The organism is Halobacillus amylolyticus (assembly GCF_022921115.1).
Taxonomy (GTDB): Bacteria; Bacillota; Bacilli; order Bacillales; family Halobacillaceae; genus Halobacillus_A; species Halobacillus_A amylolyticus.
This window is the reverse complement of the sequence record NZ_CP095075.1, coordinates 3,830,475-3,852,077: the sequence shown is the minus strand read 5'-3', so window position 1 is coordinate 3,852,077 and position 21,603 is coordinate 3,830,475. Positions and strand designations below refer to the sequence as shown.

Annotated in this window: 20 protein-coding genes and 2 pseudogenes; 4 read left to right on the top strand and 18 right to left on the bottom strand. The window is 40.9% G+C overall.

Annotated features, from left to right (window positions below):
* Positions 1-15: 15 nt before the first annotated feature.
* Positions 16-669, top strand: a complete 654-nt coding sequence (locus MUO15_RS19355) for a haloacid dehalogenase type II (RefSeq protein ID WP_245031913.1) — start codon at positions 16-18, stop codon at positions 667-669.
* Between the two features lie 54 nt (positions 670-723).
* Here MUO15_RS19355 and MUO15_RS21755 read toward each other — a convergent pair whose 3' ends face one another.
* From MUO15_RS21755 to MUO15_RS19325, 7 genes are all read right to left on the bottom strand, one after another.
* On the bottom strand, positions 724-1,020 hold the full coding sequence (locus MUO15_RS21755; protein ID WP_256464149.1) for a diguanylate cyclase domain-containing protein: 297 nt from the start codon (positions 1,018-1,020) through the stop codon (positions 724-726).
* The gene (locus MUO15_RS21750; RefSeq protein WP_256464148.1) at positions 951-1,316 is read right to left on the bottom strand and encodes a diguanylate cyclase domain-containing protein; all 366 of its coding nucleotides are present in this window, start codon (positions 1,314-1,316) and stop codon (positions 951-953) included. The genes MUO15_RS21755 and MUO15_RS21750 overlap by 70 nt, the downstream gene beginning before the upstream one ends.
* A gap of 78 nt (positions 1,317-1,394) precedes the next feature.
* On the bottom strand, positions 1,395-2,795 hold the full coding sequence (locus tag MUO15_RS19345) for a PAS domain S-box protein (protein ID WP_245031911.1): 1,401 nt from the start codon (positions 2,793-2,795) through the stop codon (positions 1,395-1,397).
* Between the two features lie 138 nt (positions 2,796-2,933).
* Positions 2,934-3,779, bottom strand: a complete 846-nt coding sequence (locus tag MUO15_RS19340) for an ABC transporter ATP-binding protein (RefSeq protein ID WP_245031909.1) — start codon at positions 3,777-3,779, stop codon at positions 2,934-2,936.
* Positions 3,780-4,015: 236 nt separating this feature from the next.
* Positions 4,016-5,026: a PDZ domain-containing protein gene (locus tag MUO15_RS19335; protein WP_245031907.1), complete on the bottom strand. Its 1,011-nt coding sequence runs from the start codon at positions 5,024-5,026 to the stop codon at positions 4,016-4,018.
* Positions 4,936-5,196: a hypothetical protein gene (locus MUO15_RS19330; RefSeq protein WP_245031905.1), complete on the bottom strand. Its 261-nt coding sequence runs from the start codon at positions 5,194-5,196 to the stop codon at positions 4,936-4,938. Before MUO15_RS19330 ends, MUO15_RS19335 begins: the two co-directional genes overlap by 91 nt.
* A gap of 250 nt (positions 5,197-5,446) precedes the next feature.
* Entirely contained in the window at positions 5,447-6,946 is a 1,500-nt protein-coding gene (locus MUO15_RS19325; RefSeq protein ID WP_245031903.1) for a S41 family peptidase, read from the bottom strand.
* A 344-nt stretch (positions 6,947-7,290) separates the two neighbouring features.
* Here MUO15_RS19325 and MUO15_RS19320 point away from each other — a divergent pair.
* From MUO15_RS19320 to MUO15_RS19310, 3 genes and pseudogenes are all read left to right on the top strand, one after another.
* A pseudogene (locus MUO15_RS19320) lies at positions 7,291-7,701 on the top strand (DUF421 domain-containing protein).
* Positions 7,702-7,803: 102 nt separating this feature from the next.
* The gene (locus MUO15_RS19315; RefSeq protein WP_245031901.1) at positions 7,804-8,874 is read left to right on the top strand and encodes an NAD(P)H-dependent flavin oxidoreductase; all 1,071 of its coding nucleotides are present in this window, start codon (positions 7,804-7,806) and stop codon (positions 8,872-8,874) included.
* Between the two features lie 156 nt (positions 8,875-9,030).
* Entirely contained in the window at positions 9,031-9,558 is a 528-nt protein-coding gene (locus MUO15_RS19310) for a hypothetical protein (RefSeq protein WP_245031899.1), read from the top strand.
* 65 nt (positions 9,559-9,623) lie between these two features.
* On the opposite strand, the gene MUO15_RS19305 is transcribed toward MUO15_RS19310, so the two are convergent.
* The 11 genes and pseudogenes from MUO15_RS19305 to MUO15_RS19255 all read right to left on the bottom strand — a co-directional run bounded on the left by MUO15_RS19305 (position 9,624) and on the right by MUO15_RS19255 (position 21,596).
* Complete coding sequence (locus MUO15_RS19305; protein WP_245031897.1) at positions 9,624-10,772, bottom strand: D-alanyl-D-alanine carboxypeptidase family protein; 1,149 nt, start codon at positions 10,770-10,772, stop codon at positions 9,624-9,626.
* A 166-nt stretch (positions 10,773-10,938) separates the two neighbouring features.
* Entirely contained in the window at positions 10,939-12,351 is a 1,413-nt protein-coding gene (locus MUO15_RS19300; RefSeq protein WP_245031895.1) for a murein hydrolase activator EnvC family protein, read from the bottom strand.
* A gap of 24 nt (positions 12,352-12,375) precedes the next feature.
* A complete protein-coding gene (gene ftsX, locus MUO15_RS19295) occupies positions 12,376-13,269 on the bottom strand; it encodes a permease-like cell division protein FtsX (protein ID WP_245036101.1) in 894 nt (297 codons plus the stop codon).
* A pseudogene (ftsE, locus tag MUO15_RS19290) lies at positions 13,270-13,944 on the bottom strand (cell division ATP-binding protein FtsE); the annotation flags it as partial.
* A 392-nt stretch (positions 13,945-14,336) separates the two neighbouring features.
* Positions 14,337-14,705 (bottom strand): cytochrome c551, encoded by a 369-nt coding sequence (gene cccB, locus MUO15_RS19285; RefSeq protein ID WP_245031893.1) that lies wholly within the window; start codon positions 14,703-14,705, stop codon positions 14,337-14,339.
* A 150-nt stretch (positions 14,706-14,855) separates the two neighbouring features.
* Positions 14,856-15,737, bottom strand: coding sequence for a UTP--glucose-1-phosphate uridylyltransferase GalU (gene galU, locus MUO15_RS19280; protein ID WP_245031891.1), 882 nt, complete (start codon positions 15,735-15,737; stop codon positions 14,856-14,858).
* Positions 15,738-15,984: 247 nt separating this feature from the next.
* A protein-coding gene (gene prfB, locus MUO15_RS19275; RefSeq protein ID WP_245031889.1) for a peptide chain release factor 2 occupies positions 15,985-17,086 on the bottom strand; the annotation gives its coding sequence in 2 pieces (ribosomal slippage) (positions 15,985-17,013 and positions 17,015-17,086; 1,101 coding nt in all).
* A gap of 76 nt (positions 17,087-17,162) precedes the next feature.
* Positions 17,163-19,679 carry a preprotein translocase subunit SecA gene (gene secA / locus MUO15_RS19270; RefSeq protein WP_245031887.1) on the bottom strand — a complete coding sequence of 839 codons (2,517 nt, stop codon included), beginning with the start codon at positions 19,677-19,679 and terminating at the stop codon, positions 17,163-17,165.
* Between the two features lie 200 nt (positions 19,680-19,879).
* Positions 19,880-20,080, bottom strand: coding sequence for a hypothetical protein (locus MUO15_RS19265; protein ID WP_245031885.1), 201 nt, complete (start codon positions 20,078-20,080; stop codon positions 19,880-19,882).
* A 295-nt stretch (positions 20,081-20,375) separates the two neighbouring features.
* Positions 20,376-20,930: a ribosome hibernation-promoting factor, HPF/YfiA family gene (gene hpf / locus MUO15_RS19260; RefSeq protein WP_245031883.1), complete on the bottom strand. Its 555-nt coding sequence runs from the start codon at positions 20,928-20,930 to the stop codon at positions 20,376-20,378.
* 282 nt (positions 20,931-21,212) lie between these two features.
* On the bottom strand, positions 21,213-21,596 hold the full coding sequence (locus MUO15_RS19255) for a DUF8042 domain-containing protein (protein ID WP_245031881.1): 384 nt from the start codon (positions 21,594-21,596) through the stop codon (positions 21,213-21,215).
* Positions 21,597-21,603 lie beyond the last annotated feature (7 nt).

Genomic DNA, 21,603 nt, shown 5'->3' with positions numbered 1-21,603 from the left:
AAGGAGCGATTCCTGATGAGTTACCAAGCTTATGTATTTGATGCGTATGGAACCTTATTTGACGTCCATTCAGTTAAAGATACGATACACGGTCATTATCCAGAGAAGGGACCATCAATAAGTGAAGAGTGGCGGCAACGTCAAGTTCATTATTTTATGATTCGTCAGCTTATTCAAGGGTATCAACCTTTTGATACCGTTACAAAGTGGGCTTTAGTTGATGCACTTGCCATGAACGACGTAAAATATAATGACGAGACCGTTCAAAAACTGATGGACCAATATCAACATTTGCAACCATACTCTGAAGTATCTCATTTGGCTGAAAAAAATCCTGATAAACAATTGACGATCTTCTCAAATGGAACACGGTCCATGTTACAGCCGCTGCTTGAAAACAATCAGCTTACCAACACCTTTTCACTCATTAGTGCAGATGATACGAAAGTGTATAAACCTCACCCAGAGGCTTATCAATTTGCGCAAAGTAAGCTGAATCAACAAAAAGAAGAGATTCTTTTCTTCTCAAGTAATCCATGGGATATTGCTGGGGCCACACACTATGGCTTTCATACTGCCTGGGTAAATCGTAATGGAGCAAAGTGGCCTGAACTAGGCTTAAAACCGAACCACATATTAACTGACTTACAAGAGATCCCAAATAAATAACTGAAGGATGGGTTCGGGTTCCTGAATGTTAGGATCCGAAGCCATCCTTTGTTTTCAGTTAATATCTTGATAAAAAAATATCGTGTCCTTACCTTGTTGTTTCCCATAATATAACGCCTGGTCAGACCTGTGAAATAGTTCTTCTTTCGTATCGGCATCGAACGGATAAAAGGATACACCAATAGAAAATGAAGAATAAACGATATGTTCACTAACTTGATAGGGTTCTCTAAGTTTAATAAGCAAATCCTCTGCCTTCTTCCTTGCTTCCTCAATACCATCTAAATCCTTAAGTAAAATAGCAAACTCGTCCCCACCGATCCTTGCAATGACAGCCTTGCTATCCCCCAATGGGTCAGCCGCCTGCCTATTAATTTTAGAAAAGCATCCCCTTTATCGTGACCAAGCTCATCATTGATCTGTTTAAAACTATCGCCGTCCAAATAAAGAAGCGCAAACAGACCACGACCTTCTCTCGATTGTACCAAAGTTTCCGTTAAACAATCTTCAAACTTTCGGCGATTCGGTAACTCTGTCAAATAGTCATAGAAGGCATATCTCTTCAGCATCTCTTCATAATTGATTTGTCCAGTGATGTCTCGACAAACTACAACAATGTGAGTCACCCTAGTTTGATCATCTAACACAGGGGTCCCCCTTCAAACCATATCCATTCTTTGAGAGAATTCAAGAACCGAGGATTCATAGAAAATGGGTGTGTACCCCTATAACAATGAACAAAAACTTTCAACTAATTGATCCATTTCTTTTGGATGGACAACTGTCGCTATTTTATCAACATCAGCATCAACAGGGTCAAAGCCAAAAAAGTCCACATGCGAGGGGGACCCATACATAAGTTTTCCATAAGGGCTAAAGACAGAAATAAGGTCTTGTGAATGATCGGCAATCAGCTTAAACTTAGCCTCACTTTGTTTTAATGCTCTCATTGTTACCTCTTTTTCAGTAATATCTTCCAAAATGGCATACATACCCGCTTTTCGCTGTCCCGTTAAAATCGGAGTCAGGAATACGTTTACAATCCTTTCAGCCCTCCTTGCGATCAACCGGGTTTGAAACCATATTTTCTTTCCAGAGAAGCTTCCTCGTATATGCTGATGGACATGATCTATGTCTTCCTCGTGGATCCATTTTGTAAAAGAGGAATGCAGAAGTTCTTCTTCCTCGAAGTTGGGCATTTGGAGCATAGCTGGATTGGCCTTTGTAATTGTTCCTCTTAATGTTAATGTGACGACAGGGTATGGGTTAAATTCAAACAAGGATTGATACCGAGAATGAATCGCTTTTAACTTCTGATTCATGACCTTTTGTTCACTAATGTTTCTTACGACCGAACTAACTCCTATGACGTCTCCATCGTTCCCATATATAGGTGAAACGCTCACTGAGACATCGATCCAGACTCCATTTTTATGACGACGTTTCGTTTCATAAGCGGAGATATGCTTTTTCCGGACTGCTTTTTCAATTAGTTCATCTGCTTCCGACTTCAAGGAAAAGGGAACAAAAGGAAAGCGGTCTTCCTTTAATTCTTCCTTTGTAAATCCGTACAATTTTTCGAAAGCTAGATTGGACTCTAAGACTTCCCCGTCAAGATTTACAATAAGAATCGCATCTGCTGTATTTTTTAGTAAAGAACGATAGACAGCATTAACTGTATCAAGTTCTTGCTCCTTTTTAGCAAGTTCAGTAATATCTCTTGTGATCGCTAATATTTGGACGACCTTGCCTGTTTCGTCCCTAAATGGCGTCAGTAAGGTCTGCCCGGCAAATTCATACCCATTAATATCTACTGTATCTCTATACGTAACAGGTGCAGCTGTCTCAACAACTTGATTATAATGGCTTTTTATGTACGACGCATTCTCAGGTTCAAGCATATCTTCTATCAGCTTCCCCTCCCAATTCGAGCGGTCCAGCTGATAACACTGTTCAGACGTATGATTTATATATAAATATTTATACATATCGTAATCAATGACTTCCATGAGGAACACAAAATCGGACATCCCCTCCATAAGGATACGGAGGACATGCCTATCTGGTGCTTGAAACACTGCTTTTTGCAGGCTGTTCCCCTTATGTAACCCTTCGATGAATTTCATACCTATCTCCTCATTTCCGAATTCATTACATACTCCTATACGTATTAATCTTATCTCTTTATTCAAAATTTTACACGAACTCATCCATAAAAAAAAGCCACAAATAGGAATTTTTGCCCATTCGTGACTTTTTTAAATTTAAACCGTCTGTCTCTGAACTGTCTGTTCTTGTGCTTCTGCTTGCGCTTGCTTAATTAAGCAGCGTCCTTTGCCATGGGGGATGCACATGGGCGTACCGAAAATAGGATCTTCCCGAACATCACATGTCATTTCAAAGACATGCTGCATTAAATCACAGTTAATTACATCTTCAGGTTTGCCCTGTGCATAGACTGTTTTATCTTTTACAGCGACAATGTGATCAGCGTATCGACAGGCAAGGTTAATATCATGCAGAACCATTACAACTGTACGTCCATTATCCTTGTTAAGATCAAAAAGTAAATCGAGTATATCGATTTGATGTGACATATCCAAGTAAGTCGTCGGCTCATCTAATAATAGTAAATCGGTATCCTGTGCTAGAGTCATCGCAATCCATGCACGCTGACGTTGGCCGCCGGATAACGAGTCCACTGACCGGTGTTTCAATTCTAATAAGTTGGTATCTGTAAGTGCTTTATTAACGGCTTCCTCATCTTCTTGCGCCCAGCGTTTTGCCCAGCTTTGGTAAGGATAACGTCCTTGCTTCACGAGCTGATAAACACTTAACCCTTCAGGCGTTGTCGGGCTTTGGGGCAAAATTGCCATTTTCTTAGCTACATCTTTTGTGCGCATCTTTGATATATCCGAGCTATCAAGCACAACTTGCCCCGATTTAGGCTTTAATAGTCGTGCTAAAGAACGAAGCAATGTGGATTTTCCACAGCCATTTCCGCCGATTAATACAGTTACCTCACCTTTAGGAATCTTTATGTCTAAAGAATCTATGATCACTTGATCTCCATACCCTAGTGTCAGATCGTTTGCCAACAGTGAATCCATATGCTATATCTCCCCTTTACAAATGCTGAATCTCCATTTGTATGTTGGTTAAGTATCATTATCTATTTTGAAAAATCCTCGTTCATTTCATCTACTCTTTCTAGTTTATGGGCAAAATAAACCATTGTCAATGAATTTGAGAATCATTTTCATTAGGAAATCTTATGTATCAACCCCTTATACTAGAACAAAAAAAGCTAAAAGCCTTGAAATCAAAGCTTTTAGCAAAAGGGAGCTTATTCCGCGATTTGTTCACGAACAGCCTCCTGAACAAATAAGATTCCGAGCTCATGATGCTCGCCTTCATACATGGCACGTTGTGTAAAACGATTTTCTCCTCTAAAGTCTCTCACTTCAATTTTACTAAATGCTCCAGTCGTTTGTAAGGCTTCGTAAAATTCTTCGACAGACGTAACAGGAATAGAATTCACCCTCACAATCAACTCCCCTGGCAGCAAATCCATCTCATCAGCCGGACTTCCTGGTATCGTCCCAAGAATCCTTACCCCTCTATGATCTGCTGTGAAAAACGGTTGACGATTCTCACGTATCCGGTGGACTGCGTAGATCACTTCTCTTCCTAACAAACTTACTGCCACCGCTGCAAGAGACAGAATAGGCACATATAAGCCCACAACAGATAACACGAAAGATAGGATAGCAATAGCCACTGTTTGACGTCCTATCTTCATGGCTACCAACTTCGGTGTTTGCGCACGGGCAACCCATTCCCATCCTAATAATAAAGGCACAAGTATAAAACCATAGCTGTTTTCACCAATTGAAAATAGCGGCCACCATGGGGCCAAAGGTTCAATCATTCCACCTGGAAGAAGACCTACCATTGGAATGAGGACAAGCTTCTTCACTCGATGTTGACCAACCATCTTACCACGATTGCCTTTGACGCGTTCAGGAAAGGTTCTTCTCGAAGAGGTTTTCGCCAAAATCACACCCTCGATGATTAATAGTACACTCATTGTCAGCGCAACACCTGTGAGAGAAGTGTTTTCTAGAACAACAAGCCAATCATCAGGAAGAACGCCAGCAGGTATGTATGGAGCCACTAGAAGCAACAAGTACGTCAAACCGAATGTATAGGCAGCCGATAGCCAAGTCAGTTTTAATGTAAGACTTAAAATAACAGTCACTACACTTAATAGAAGTAAGAAGGGGTAGTTGAAAACGATCCCCCGCCAATCGCTATTAAGGATAAGAGCAACCCACCGATGATCGAAACACGCCATGTACTCCTCCCTTCAGCGAATATATCAAACACTTTTGTTCCAAAACTTCTACGTTCTTGTTTTATTCTACGAATCGACAAAATAAATAAGAGGATTACAGACCAATAAAATAACGGTTGAATAAAAAGTCTTGCTAATCCATTCCATATCTCATTCCACCAAACATCCACCAGCAATTCTCCTCTCAGTATTAAGACAAGCGTAACATACCCTTATAGACACATAGGGAAGTTCGACTAGGCGCGAAACCCCGATATCAACACCAAATACTCAAGCGTCATGTAAGTCAACTTAATTGTCCAGGGTTTTCGGTCCTTCGCTCAAGTTATCCAACTAAATCAAAAAACTTTTCTTATCTCAAGAAAAAGTCCGCAGTCTATGACTACGGACTTATTTCGCTAAAAATGGTCGATTTCCTGCTTATTGAAACAGAACCTCAAGAGCTTTTTGCATCTGACGGTCATTTTCTTCATCCCGTATTTTTTTAACGATCAGCTCTTCCATTTTCCCAGCCGTTTCTGCATCAACTTTCCCTGTTACGTTCAGCTGATGATCAGACTGGAACTTCTCCACAGCTGCTTTCGTTTTCTCACTGAAATATCCGTCTGTCCGTCCAGGAGTATAGCCTAATCCTTTTAACAACTCTTGGATACTTTTAATCTTCTCACCATTGCTATCAAAAGTGAGTGGTTCTTTGATTTCGACTGGATTTGTATAGAAATAATCAGGCTGCTTCACTTTGACGGTCGGTTTAACCCCTTTTTCATGAATCCAGTTTCCTTCAGGTGTCAACCATTTGAAAAGTGTCAGCTTGATCGTACTGCCATCACCCATCGGAATGGTCTGCTGCACGGTCCCTTTCCCGAAGCTCTTCGTTCCGACAAGTTCATAGCCTCCAGCTTCATGCATGGTAGCAGCCAGAATTTCTGATGCAGATGCACTACCCTCGTTCATTAAGACAGTAATCGGATAATCTTTCTTAGACTCAATATCTGAGAAATAACGAGAAACCTCTCCATTGCTATCCTCTACTTGAACGATCGGTTGATCTTTCGGAATGAACTGTTTTAAAATTTCCTGTACATCTGCAAATAAACCACCAGGATTGCCTCGGACATCAATGACAAGCCCATCCATTCCGTCATTCTCAAATTTCTTAAGTGCCTTCTTAAAATCCTCTGCTGTTTTTTCAGAGAAAGAGGTAATTTCAATGACTCCAGCCTTTTTGCCGTTTATCGTTTTCGTATCTGTATAGACGGTTTCTAGAGGGATATCATCACGAACGATATCGATACTCAACGGTTCGCTTGCACCCGGACGGTCCACTTTAAGTGTGACCTCAGATCCTTTTTCACCGCGAATTTTTAAGACAGCCTCATACAAATCAAGGCCTTCCAAACTTTCACCATCCACCTGAAGGATTTGATCATTTGGCTTAAGTCCCGCTTCTTCAGCAGGGGATCCCTTAATCGGTGCTACAATGGTCACTTTATCGTTGACCATGCTCACTTCCGCCCCAATTCCCTGAAAGGATGATTCGATCGTTTGACTGAATTGATCCATCGTTTCCTTATCCATATAAACACTGTATGGATCCTCTAATGTATCAAGCATCCCTTGGATAGCTCCTTCAACCAGCTTTTGCTGGTCTACATCTTTTAAAGCATTATCCTTAATGACACCGTACGCTTGCTCTACCTTTTTTAAATTTGTACTGCCAGCCATATTTTCAATGAATTCTTTTTGTTCTTCTTCAGAAAGACTGCCAAAGTTCTCCGCACCCTGGCTAGCGTTGGCCAGCCGCTCTGTTGGGCTTTCTTTGCCTACTCCAAAATATTGCATTCCTATATACGAGCCCGCGGCACCTATAAGAACGGCAAGCACCACTACAATCGCGGCGTAACGCGCTTTCACATTCATCGCATTCACCCTTCTATAATTGAATTTCCCTGGATGACTTTATCCTAGCAAATAAGACACCACACCGTAAATGTGCGATGCCCTAAACCACTCATGCTGCACACCTGAAAACATGTCCAACACGACTCTTTCTTCTACTTTTATTTTAGCCGTTCGTCTATAATGTCTATACGTTCTTAGTTAACTAAATAATACCACAAAAGTTGCCACCGCCATACAAAAACGAAAAAAAGCATACTTCTGTCACACATACAGGTTTGTATGATTAGAGAATTTACTTTTTTCAGAAAGCAGATTAGCCACTGTTAAACATCTAGTTCTTTTCTCTGTGAACTCTAAATCAAATAGGAAATCACTTATTCTTCAGGCAGCCTGCCCTTTTAATTAAAAGGGGAGAAATCCTTGAGGATAACTTAGAAAAGGCGCATCTTTCAGTCCCCCAGCTGCTATCGATCCTTAGAAGTAAGGGATATCCAAAGGTGAGTGATGTAGAGTATGCCTTACTTGAACCAGTTGGCGAGTTAGTTAAGTGTAATCTCTACGGCAGCTAATAGACCCGTACTGTTGAACATATGAATATTCCCATATAGGATGAAGGCTTACCTATATCTGTAATCGTCGACGGAAAAATTCAAAAGCATAATTTAACATTATTAGGGGTTGATAGAGACTGGCTCTTTCAAGAGTTAGAAGGCCAGTATTCCGCTCCGCAAGACATCATCTATGCTTATGTTAATGAAAAACAAAGCGCTTAATGATAAATAAGCGCCGTTCCAAATAATTTCGATCAAATCCTCTTGTGTTTACGCGAGACGTCACTTAAGGTTAAAGAAACTGATTCTTGCGGAGGGGTATGAATGTGGAACCAAACGAAATTAACCGAAGCGTTAGGCATTGAATTTCCAATTATCCAAGCAGGCATGGCAGGCGGGATCACTACATCAGATCTTGTAGCCTCTGTTTCAAATACCGGTGCATTAGGAACGCTAGGTGCTGGGTATATGGATCCTGTCGAAATGCAAGCAGTCATTCAAGGGATTAAACAAAAGACTACGCATCCATTTGCAGTAAATGTATTTATCCCTGAAACACCAAAACATATCCCAAACCAAGTTGAGAAAGCCAACACGCTGTTACAGCCTTACTTCAATGATTTGGATATAAAAGCAAACAGTGGTGAGATCACCCGTGTATTTGAACAGCAAATCGATACCATCATTGAAGAACAAGTGCCGATTTGCAGCTTTACGTTCGGAATTCCATCCAAAACCGTGATAGACAAACTAAAAGAACATGATATTTTGTTAATTGGCACAGCAACTACCGTAAAAGAAGCGATTCTTAATGAAGAAGCGGGAATGGATGCAGTGGTTGCCCAAGGAAGTGAAGCGGGAGGACATCGCGGTACGTTCGACCGTCCATTTGAATGCTCTATGATCGGAACGATGTCGCTCGTCCCGCAGACGGTGGATCACGTGTCTATTCCTGTCATTGCTGCCGGCGGGATAATGGATGCCCGGGGCGTTACCGCTGCACTTATGCTAGGAGCCCAGGGAGTGCAGATGGGAACTGCTTTTGTTACAAGTGAAGAAAGCGGGGCTAAAGGACACCACAAAGAAGCGCTCCTTGCTAATACGGAAGACGCTACTACAGTGACCACAGCATTTAGCGGAAAACCAGCTAGAGGGATCGATAACCGGTTCATTCAGGAAATGCGCAAGCACGAAAGTATTTTGCCAGACTATCCCATTCAGAACACATTAACAAAAGGAATAAGAAAGGCTGCTGCTGAACAAAACAAACCTCACTATATGTCACTCTGGTCTGGTCAAAGTCCACGACTCAGCCAGAAAGCATCTGTAGCCGATATTTTATCAAGTACCATAAAAGATATAGAAACGATTCTCAAAAAGTTTAACAACCATTGATAAAACAGGCTGTTTTTCCTGACAGCCTGTTTTTTGTATAAACCTTATTACACCTCGAGTAAAAGGTGATACCCTCACAAGATCTCTCGTTTTAACAAATATCGCCCTCCTTCATATTGTGATAAGTGAACTAAACTTTAAAAGGAGGCGGTACCCATGACATTACCGGCAACAGACTTAGGGTTAATGGCTGAACATTTGGCTGCACATAAAGGGATGATTAATAAGCTTAAGCGTTATTACAGTACGGTATCGATAACAGCTCTGAAAAAGATCATCAGTTTACAAGTAAATACGATGAGTGCTCACGTTAGGGTGATGTTAACCTTGATTAACCCTAACCATGGCGGATATGTCGAAGTACCACCTTTGCATTATATGAAGAACTCACCTTCTGCTGACGCATTTGACCAAAATTTGGGCTCTGACAACAAATGGATTGCGTTAGAAGCACATGCGGCCGCAAAGTCCATGGCAACCACAAACTTTACTTCCGCACTTTTGATGAAGGACACAAATGTTAAATACGCCCACATTGAAATGGCATTACAACAAGTAACACTGCAAGAGATGTATGCAGAAGTGATTAAGGGAAGAGAATGGTCATTTGTACCACATGTATCTGTAGATGATCAAATCAACACTTATCAGCATTATCAAAACCTTTTTTATGAACACAAGTAATCCATATAAAAATAGGAAACCTTCATTCCCCAGAAAAGGGAAATGGCAGTTTCCTATCATCTTTCTCACGTGTATTTATAAAACAAATCAACAATACTTAAACCAATACTGATGAATAGATTGGGAAGGTGGTTCTCCATTGGTAATCCAGAATCATCAGAGTCCGCATTTCCTGCTTGTCCAGCCTTTTCTTTATCATTATTTTCTTCTAGTTGAAAAGAAGCTAAATTTTCACCATTTCGATCGATAATTTGCAAGCTGCCGTCTTCTTTGACTTGCTTATTTGTTAGCTCATTTAATGGATGAGTAAAGTATAACTTTTCTGAAGTAATATACTCTGTTCCCTCAGCCATAAATGTCTTCCCTTTTGGAATACTGGAAGTCTCGAAATTTTCCAACCCATACTCCAATAACTTCATTGTGTCGTTATATGCTCCTCGTTGGGTATCACTATTCAAGGTGATGATAATTAAACTAATGTTTTCTTTCTCTGCCGTGGTTGCCAAAGTAAACCCCGACTGATCCACATAACCGGTTTTCCCACCAGTGACGATTTCTTCATATGGTTTCTGCCTCATAAGTTTGTGATGTGAAAAAAGGGTGGTATCCCAGGCATCACCATTCCATTCAAGCTTTTTGGTGCCAAATATATTTCTAAACACTTCATTCTTCATAGCATACTGTGTAATTGCTGCTAAGTCCTCTGCTGTCGTTACGTGTTCAGGGTTAAAAAGGCCATGTGGATTTTTGAAATGAGTATTTTTTACACCGATTTCATTCTTTAAATAACTATTTATTTCAGAAGCAAACTGATCCACACTACCACTTAGGTGTTCAGCTATCGCTACACCTGCGTCATTACCTGAATTAATCAACAACCCTTGAAGGAGTTTCTTCAGGGGCACTTGTTCTCCTTCTTCCAGATAGACCCTTGTCCCCTCCGTATGCCTTGCATTTTTACTGACTGTCACTACCTCATCTAAGTCAGCAGTTTCTATCGCGTAAATGGCAGTTGCAATTTTAGTTAGACTGGCAGGATACTTCTGTGTCTTCCCATTCTTCTCATAAAGTACTTCACCTGATTTGGCATCAATAACAATAGCCGCTTCGCTTAATAGGGTTGGGGGAGATGGATCCGATTTAGCAAATACGGTTGGAACCAATAACGAATAGATAGTTAGTAAAGTTGTTATGATCAGTAGCATTTTTTTCATGTTATGGCCTCCCCATACTTTTAATATAAATCTTATTTAAATGAATGACCTAACTATTTGCTTACCTTTTACAAAGATTCCGAGCCCAGGAATTGCATAACACTTCGAAAAATGCACACCATGTCCCTCTGTCGACATGGTGTGCATCAATTATTGCTTTGATTATCTAAAAGTTTATATAGTTTCTAGGATTAATAGCATTACTTTTTGATACATTCCAGGCTCCTTGATGTATTTCGAAATGAAGATGCGGACCCGTGGATTGGCCTGTGCTTCCCATTAGACCAAGTTGAGTTCCTTTACTCACGGATTGACCTGTACTTACATTTCGATTTTGCATATGAGCATAAACGGTCGTGTAAACTTGTCCATCAATATAGTGTGTAAGGAAAACAACATTCCCATAACTACTAGAATAATAGGATTTTAACACTGTACCGGAAGCAGCCGCCACAATAGGTCTTCCATTACCTCCGATGTCAATTCCTGGATGATGCCCCCCACCGCGAGGACCATATCCAGAAGTAACAGGACCGCTTGCTGGGCGTATGAAATTACTACTTGAAACAACTGGCGCTGGCGCTGGTGCTGGTTCCGGAGCAGGGGAACTGCTGGCACTTGCACTCACACTGCCTGAGTTGGAACTGCTAGCCTGTGCTTCTTTTTCTTTAGCCGCAGCAGCTTCTCTTTGTCTTTCAAGCTCTTGTTGCCTTTCAATCTCCGCTTGGATTTGCGATTGTTCACTTTTTGCATTTTCAATGGCTTGTTGAATCGTTGCTTCCTGATTACTCAGGATAGATTGTTCCTCTTCTAGATTCATTTTATGTTTGTGAAGCTGGTCATGCTGAAGTTCAAGATCAGCCATCAGCTCTTCTTTTTCTGCTAACTTCCCATCAAGTTCTTGTTTAATAGCTTCTAATTCCTGTTTTTGTTTCTCTAATTCTTGCTCTTGTTTCTCTAATTCTTGCTTTCTTTCTTCTACTTCAACTTTCTTTTCTTCTAAGAGTTTTTTCTCAGCCATATGGGTATCCATAATATCTTTATCCTGGTCCATAATCGTCGTTACGGCAGATGCACGATCAATGAAATCCCCAAAGTTTTGGGAGCCCATTAATACTTCTAAATATTTAATATCTCCACCGCTTTGCTGCATCGCACGTAAACGTTCTGTTAATAGTTCTTCCCTTTTCTCAATACGTTTCTTGAGTACTTTAATTTCTTCTTCAAGCTTTTTGATCTCAGCTTCATTTTTCCTAATTGCTTCTTCATTCTTTCGTATCTCGTCTTCTTTAACGCGAAGTTTTTCTTGAGTTTCCGACAGTTCTTTATCAATTGAGGCTATTTGAGATTCTGTTTCAGATTGCTCTTCTTCGTTCTCCGAAATTTCATCTTGAGTCTCTGCTTTCTTCTCTGAAACATTACCTTGTTGTTCATTTACACTGCCTTGTTCATCTTGTAAGTCATTTAACTTATCTTTTACATTATCTAGTTCCGAATTGGCCGCCACACTTCCCGCGGAAGATAGTAGAGATCCAGCTACGAATAAAATCGCAAGCATTGCTGTATTTATCTTTTTCATCGAATCCTTTCTCCTCCCCATGTCCTATACTTTTAAGAATTTACGAACGCTCATTACGCTTCCCCAAACACCAATAAAAGCTCCAATTGCCAAAATAATTCCCGATAACTGCAAGGCAAATGGATAAAATGGCAGCAATTCAATAAATTCAAATTGAATCTTATCTCGCAGGTTGTAATAAAGATAATAGTAACCTGTAACGACGGCAGCTATCGGAATGATAGAACCAAGAACCCCTAACAGCAGCCCTTCAATGAAAAATGGCCACCGGATAAATGAATTCGTTGCCCCGACAAGTTTCATAATTCCAATTTCCCTGCGTCGAGCGATAATTGTAATTTTGATCGTATTTGAAATAAGGAAGATAGCTGTAAAGACGAGTCCAATAATTAATGCCAGTCCAATTGTTCTTGCGTATTGGTTAAACTGGAAAATTTGCTGAACGACTTCTTCCCCATAATCTACCTGGTACACGTACTCCATCTGTTCTATTTCCTCTGCTATATCAACCGCATCAATAGGATCCTTCGGTTTAATAACAAACGCATTATTTAATGGATTACTTTGTTTAAATAGTTCAAAAGCCTGACCTTGATCACCAAGACTATCAATCAATTGGTTTAATTCTTCTTCTTTTGAGGAAAAATTAATTGTGCCAACTTCAGGGATGTCTTCTATTTGCTCTCTTAGATTAGCAATTTGTTCTTCTGAAGCCGTCAGCTCAAGCAAAACTTTAACCTCTACATCCTCTTCAACATTTGAAGCGATTTCGTTTAAGTTAAGCATGAGCGCTAAGAATACACCGACCAACAACAGTGTTGTCGTCACAGCTCCAATCGCGGAAACCGTCATCCATCCGTTACGCCAAACGCTTTTACTTCCTTCACGTGTGTGTCTGCCGAGGGTTCTAAGTTTCATACCCATATTCCCCCGTGCTTCATCGCGTACGATCTGGCCATCCTCAATTGCAATGACGCGTCTGCGGATAGTATTTACAATCTCTTGACTATGGGTAGCCATAAGAACAGTGGTCCCATTTTCGTTTATTTCCTCAAGGATGTGCATGATTTCCCATGATGTATCAGGATCTAGGTTGCCCGTTGGCTCGTCTGCAATGAGAAGCTTAGGATGATTGACGATGGCACGTGCAATCGACACCCTCTGCTGTTCCCCACCAGACAATTCATCAGGAATAAACCGAGCTTTATTTTTCAAACGTACTTGATCCAGAACATCCATCACGCGACGTCGAATTTGATTTGGAGATTCTTCAATAACCTCTAAAGCAAATGCGACGTTTTCATAAACGGTTAATCTGGGAAGTAATCGAAAGTCCTGGTAAACCACACCGATGTTTCGGCGTAAATATGGAACTTTCCGCTCTTTAATCGTTGCTAAATTATAATCGTTAACAATAATTGATCCTTCACTTGGCTTTTCTTCACGGAACATCAACTTCGTAAAGGTTGACTTCCCTGCACCACTTGGACCAACGACATAGACAAATTCCCCTTGTTCAATATGTACATCGATTCCATTTAAAGCCGTAACACCATTCGGATAAGTCTTGTAGACTCCCTTCATCTCTATCATATTCCGATCACCTTAACTCCTTAGTTGTTGTCACTCTAAGCTGTTACTTCTTCACTCACTGTAACGTAAAGTCACAAGTCCTCGTTCATTATAACATCTAATTTCGATATTTTTAGACATAAAATTATTACAATTTCATTTCAAAAGTCTTGTTAGACAGATAAAATTCGCCAAATCTTTTAAAAATCCTGCTAAGTGTTAGAGAAGATAATCATGGTAAAATACCGTAATATAAGAGGTCAAAAACAGGTTCTTCTAATGGAAACATCGTGAAGCTTATGTGGTGCTTATGTAAAAAACACAGATTTTCATGCCTTCAATTCATCAAAAATAGTCCTAAAGTCGCAAAAAAACCCGGCTGAAATTCAGCCGGGTTCATTAAGTATAGCCTGTTATTTCTTTGAAGCTAACCAATTAGCCAAGTTCTCAACATTTTCTACATTTCCGCCTTGTGCAGGCATTTGACCTTTACCATTATTAATAATATCTGCAATTTCCTCTGCCGAGTATTTAGATCCGATTTGAGTTAAACCAGGACCTACTGCTCCTGTAAGGTCTCCACCGTGGCAGCTTGCGCATGTTTGTTCATATGCTTGTTCCGCTGCTTGTACATTGACATCTCCGGCTGCTTGCTCCTCACCCGTTGAGCCTCCGGTATCTCCTCCACCAGATTCAGCTCCTTCCTCACCGCCGCCTCCGCCTCCGCAGGCACCTAAGACTAACGCGGTTCCAAACAATGCTGTCAATAATTTTTTATTCATTACTGTACCTCCTTGAAGACAAAAATTGTCATGATAATTTCTAGTATAACCCAAATTAATTCCTTTAAAACCATCTTCTGCTAATGATTCCTTCTAAACACCGCTAAAATAAGACCTAGAGAGAGATCTGTTTTTATAGTGTAACCGTCTTTATGATTTTGATGCTTCCTTTTCAACAATTTCATGAATGGCTGATAAAACCTCGTCATGCATATCCTTACGCTCAAGTGCCATGGCTATTGTAGTTTTTATATATCCTAATTGGTCTCCGACATCATACCGTTGACCTTCAAACTCATAACCATACACACGCTGGCTCTCATTTAAGCGTTCGATTGCATCAGTCAGCTGAATTTCTCCTCCTGCCCCTTCTCCTTGACTATCAAGCAGGTCCATAATTTCCGGTGTCAGGATGTAGCGTCCCATAATGGCTAAATTTGACGGAGCTTCACCCACTTTGGGCTTTTCAACAAAGTGCTCAACTTGGTAACGACGCCCACTTTGATCGTTAGGAGAAATAATCCCGTATCGATAGGTTTCTTCCTCTGGAACTTGTTTCACCCCAATAATGGAAGCCCCTGTCTTCTCGTGTTGATCCATTAGCTGCCTTAAACATGGCTCTTGTGATTCGACGATATCATCACCTAGCAGTACAGCAAACGGTTCATTGCCAATAAACTTCCTAGCACACCAAACGGCATGTCCAAGCCCTTTTGGTTCCTTTTGCCGGATATAATGAATATCCACTGCACCCGGACGCTTTACTCTCTCAAGTAAATCCAGTTTTCCTTTTTTATAGAGGTTGTCTTCAAGTTCAAACGCGTGATCAAAATGATCTTCAATCGCGCGTTTCCCTTTGCCCGTCACAATGATGATATCCTCAATCCCTGAAGCGATGGCTTCTTCGACGATATATTGAATTGTCGGCTTGTCGACAATTGGAAGCATTTCTTTTGGCATCGCTTTCGTAGCTGGAAGAAAACGTGTCCCCAATCCAGCTGCAGGAATAATTGCTTTTTTCACCTTCATCATGGATACCGCCTTTCAAATATGTAGCTGTTTCTAATTAGAATAGCAAAGTTTGCTTGAAAATGACAGAATGGCAAGGTGGGTGAAGTTTGGGGTGCGTGATTTCTGTAATTTCTGTGCTTTAGCCATGATTCAGTTTTACCCATGATTTGTCCATTATATCCGCGAAATTCAAAATATAACCGCGATTTTGAAATATATCCGTAAAAATGAAAAATCCCCTGTCTAAGAATGACAAGGGAGGCAACGGTTAATTCATTTTAGATCGTAAATAAGCATTAATAAATTTATCGAGTTCGCCATCCATAACAGCCTGAGAGTTTCCGTTTTCTACATTCGTACGGTGATCTTTGACCATGGAATAAGGATGAAAAACGTAAGAACGAATTTGACTGCCCCAGCCGATTTCTTTCTGCTCACCACGGATGTCATCAATTTCAGCTTGCTGACGCTCGATCTCCAGTTGGTAAAGCTTAGACTTCAACATCTTCATTGCCTGGTCACGGTTTTTGATTTGAGAACGTTCAGACTGACAAGTAACCACCGTGTTTGTAGGAAGGTGGGTAATTCGAACAGCTGAATCTGTCGTGTTAACGTGCTGTCCACCGGCCCCGCTTGAACGGTAGGTGTCGATTTTCAAGTCCTCTGTCCGCACATCAATCTCAATTTCGTCATTAAACTCCGGCATGATTTCACACGAAACAAATGAAGTGTGGCGCCGGCCGGAAGAATCAAATGGTGAGATTCGCACGAGACGGTGTACCCCTTTTTCAGCTTTCAAATAACCGTATGCATTGTGGCCTTTAATAAGGAGGGTAACACTTTTCACACCCGCTTCATCTCCAGCAAGATAATCCATTGTTTGTACAGAGAACCCTTTTTTCTCCGCCCATCTTGTATACATACGCAAAAGCATGCTTGCCCAGTCTTGAGACTCGGTCCCACCTGCACCTGGATGCAGTTCAAGGATCGCATTGTTTTTATCATAAGGTTCACTTAACAAAATGTTGAGCTCAAATTGTTTTAAGTCAGATGCCAATTTCCCAACTTGTTCTTCAAGTTCTGCGCGAAGATCTTCATCCTCTTCTTCCTTAACCAACTCATAAGATACTTCAAGGTTCTCATGGGTTTCCTCGTGATCCTCAAGGGTGTGGACCAGTCCCTTCAAAGCGTTTACTTCGTTGATCACTGTTTGAGCAGTATCCTGATCATCCCAAAATCCGGGCTCAGTCATTTGTTCTTCAAGCTCAGCAATGCGTGTCTTCTTTTGATCGGCGTCAAAGAGACCCCCTGAAATCAGCTAACTGCTTAGCTGTATTATCTAACTCGTGGCGAATTTCTGCCATATCCATCTAGATCACTCCTATTAACGTTCGTTAAACACAAGGCAAGACACCCCCTAAAAAAAGCAGAGAGTGCCTCATCCTATTACTTTCCGTGACAGTTTTTATACTTTTTACCACTGCCGCATGGACAAGGGTCATTACGCCCAACAGTATCCTTCTTCACATAAGGCGATTTCTTTTTACTTTCTTTACTTTCTTCACTTCCGCTCGAAACAGCTTTTGCTCCCTGGGCAACTTCTTCACGCTGCAGGTTGCTTCTAATTTGAGCTTTCATGATATAACGCGCTACTTCTTCATCGATCGTTTTGACCATCTTTTCAAACATACTAAAGCCTTCAAATTGGTATTCGCGCAGTGGATCATTTTGACCGTAAGCACGCAAATGAATTCCCTGACGAAGCTGGTCCATTTGGTCAATATGGTCCATCCATTTTTGGTCGACGGAGCGCAGCAAGATGACTTTTTCGAACTCTCTCATTTGTTCCTCTGAAAGTTCTTCCTCTTTCTCGTCATAGCGCATCTTCACTTTTTCCAAAATGAGCTCCTGCATTTCCTCAGGCTCTTTCCCTTTCAGATCACTTACCGTAATGTCACCTTCTTCAAGGAGATTGGCACGAAGATACTCAACAATAGCTGCATGATCCCAGTTTTCATCTTCTTCATCTGCCGTATGAACTTGAACGGTTTCTGCAACAGTACGTTCAATCATCTGTTCAATAATCTCCCGCAAGTTCTCTGAAGTCAGCACTTCATAACGCTGTTTATAGATCACTTCACGCTGCTGACGAAGTACATCATCATAGGAAAGTACTGTTTTACGTGCGTCAAAGTTATTGCCCTCCACTCGTTTTTGAGCAGATTCAACGGCACGGGAAATCATTTTACTTTCAATAGGCTGGGTATCATCCATGCCTAGACGTTCCATCATACTGCGCATATTATCTGAAGCGAAGCGACGCATTAACTCATCATCTGTGGCTAGATAAAATTGCGACATACCAGGATCACCTTGACGCCCTGAACGGCCACGAAGCTGGTTATCGATCCGACGAGACTCATGTCGTTCTGTACCGATAACGGCAAGACCTCCTGCTTCAATAACGCCTTCTCCTAGTTTAATGTCTGTACCACGTCCAGCCATGTTCGTTGCAATAGTAACAGCACTTTTTTGACCAGCGTTCTCAATGATCTCTGCTTCACGGAAGTGGTTCTTCGCGTTTAACACATTGTGCGGTACTTTCGCTTTTGTTAAATAACGCGAAATGATCTCAGACGTCTCAACAGCAACTGTCCCGACAAGCACAGGCTGTCCGTTTTGGTAACGTTCTTTAATATCCTCGACAACAGCTTTGAATTTCCCATCCATCGTTTTATACACGAGATCGGCTTTATCATCACGAACGATCGGCTTGTTCGTCGGAATCATGACAACCCGCATATTATAAATGTTCATGAATTCTTCTTCTTCCGTTTTCGCTGTCCCCGTCATTCCAGATAATTTTTCATACATACGGAAAAGGTTCTGGAAGGTAATCGATGCTAAGGTCATGCTTTCATTTTGAATTTCCAGACCTTCTTTTGCCTCGATCGATTGGTGCAAACCATCACTATAACGGCGGCCTTTCATCAGGCGCCCAGTGAATTGGTCAACGATCACTACTTCACCTTCATCAACGACGTAATCGGTGTCGCGATGCATGGTTACATGAGCTTTTAATGACTGATTAATGTGATGAATCAGTGATACATTGGATAGGTCGAACAAGTTTTCAATCTTAAAAAACTTCTCCGCCTTATTGATTCCTTCTTCCGTCAATTGAACGTTTTTCGTTTTTTCGTCATAAGTAAAGTCTTCTTCACCGCTAAGCAGTCGAACAAACGAATTTGCCGATTGGTAGAGATCAGCTGATTTCGAAGCCGTACCAGATATAATTAGCGGGGTACGAGCTTCATCGATTAGGATCGAGTCCACCTCATCAATAATGGCAAAATGAAGCGGACGCTGAACCATTTGCTCTTTATATAAAACCATATTATCGCGCAAATAATCGAAGCCGAATTCATTGTTTGTGCCATACGTAATATCAGCAGCATAAGCTTCACGCTTCTCATCCTTAGACAATCCATTCGTATTGAGACCGACTGTCAGTCCAAGAAATTTATAAAGCTCACCCATTTCTGTTGCGTCACGGCTTGCCAAATAATCATTGACTGTAATAATGTGTACACCTTTACCCGTAATGGCATTAAGATAGGCAGGCATGGTAGAGGCGAGGGTCTTCCCTTCCCCTGTCTTCATCTCGGCAATATTACCTTCATGTAAAGCATTCCCGCCTATAAGCTGAACCGTAAACGGGCGCATATTAAGCACACGTTTAGAACCTTCACGGACGACCGCAAAGGCTTCAACTAGCATATCATCCAGTTTTTCGCCTTTTTCATAGCGTTGTTTAAATTCATTTGTTTTCTCTCTTAACCCATCATCTGATAACTTCTCCATATCAGATTCTAGGGCATCAATTTGCTCAGCTATTTTTCCCAGACGCTTGAGCTGACGTGTATTATCATCACCAAATATTTTCTTTAAAGTTCCAAGCATTGCAACCGCTCCTCTATTGATTTCCAATCTTCGGTTGAATAGTATAATCCAATCATTATCATAACACTAAGGGAAGCAGGCTGACAACAAACACGAAATGCGTAAAGCCCCCTTCCCTTAGCCCCGAACCTGGACAAGTTTCATTCAAATAACAGACAAATAGACAATCCGGGGATGGATTGTCTATTTGGAGGAGGCGATTAAGAGGTAGAAGAGGTAACAAAACGGGGTTGACGCTCACGAATAAGCTCATGCGCCATGCCTAGCTGTCTCTGATCAAGATCGTAAACACGGCGATTCGTGACACCGATAATTTCAACAAGCTGGGCAATGGTTTCTTCCTGTTGCTGCATCTTTTGATAAAGATGAGCACAGTCGGAGCACATATAAGTATTTTTCATTGGTTCGCCTCCCTGGCAGGTATGGTACAACTCATTTATAACACCATTTATATAGGAAGAAAAATGCATGGTTCTCCGCTTCAGTTAATCTTTTGATTTCATAAAACGGGTTTTTACGACGTAAAAAGGCCTTTCTCGTCAATACGGGAATATAAAATGTAAGTAATTTATACTTTTCGCAACAAAAGCAGAGCCTTATTAACGTACATAAGATACTACTAGTAAAGGTTCTCCCAACAAAAAAACAGCAGCCCTGTGTTTTCAGGGCTGCTGCCGGTTTTTAAAGAATGCCTTATTACGTTTCGATTAAGCCATAACGACCATCTCGACGTTTATAAACAATATTTGTTTCGTCTGTTAATGAATTGGTAAACACATAGAATGCGTGTCCAAGCATATCCATTTGGAGTGCTGCTTCTTCACTATCCATTGGTTTAAGATCAAAACGCTTCGTTTTTACAATTTCAATATCAGATTCATCTTCTACTGCAAGCTGTTGTTGTTGTGCTTCCCTTTCCAGTTCAGCAAAGACGTATTTAGGAGCACCTTCTTGGCGAGACCTCCGATTGACTTTTGTTTTATGCTTTCGGATTTGTCTTTCAAGTTTATCCACCACAAGGTCGATGGCAGCGTATAAGTCAGTATTGTGTTCCTCTGCACGAAGAAGCAAGTTCTTCATCGGGATTGTTACCTCAATTGTCTGCTCATCATTATAGACACTTAAATTTACGTGAACCTCTGAAGTAAGGGGAGTGTCAAAATAGCGTTCAAGTTTGCCCACCTTTTTCTCCACATATTCCTTTATGGAATCAGTCACCTCAAGATTTTCACCACGAATATTGTAATTCATTACAAGTGTCCTCCTTTCATCCTTATGTAGTTTATATTCTACCATACCCTGCCTCATTCCTGCATAAACTTTCGGAATTTTTTGACGAAATAGTGTCGGTAAATGCTGGAACCTAGGAGATCACCGCGGAAATGAGCGTTATCAACGCATGATAATTACCTTTTTGACAACAACAGACACATATGAATGCAAATACGACAGAATATTTTCTAAAAAGAAAGGGGAATTTTTATTAGAAAAAGAAGCACCTCATTTTTATATAAACAAGGTACCTCTGATCCCTTAATGGGCCGTATATGGATTAATGAAGGACTGCATCCGTGAGCGCCAGCTTTCATAAACAGGAACGACCTCTTGTATGAGTAATTGACGCTTTTCTTGATTGGTTCCTAGTATGAACCATTTTTCAAGCAGCTTGACGATATCGTGAAACTCGTTCACAAGCTCTCTTGTGCGTGCATCTTCGTGAAGAAGCTCAAGAATTTGCTCATGTGTATGGCTTAGCTGTTGAAAAGCAACTAACACATCTTCAAACACCTGTTGTGCTTGAGGAGGTGCTTCTTTATCTAAATTCTTTTCTAAGTATTCGAATCCTTCACTAATGACCGCTAACAATTGTTTATATTCTTTTAGCATATGATGTTGAGAAGCTGTTAATTCTGACATAATCGTC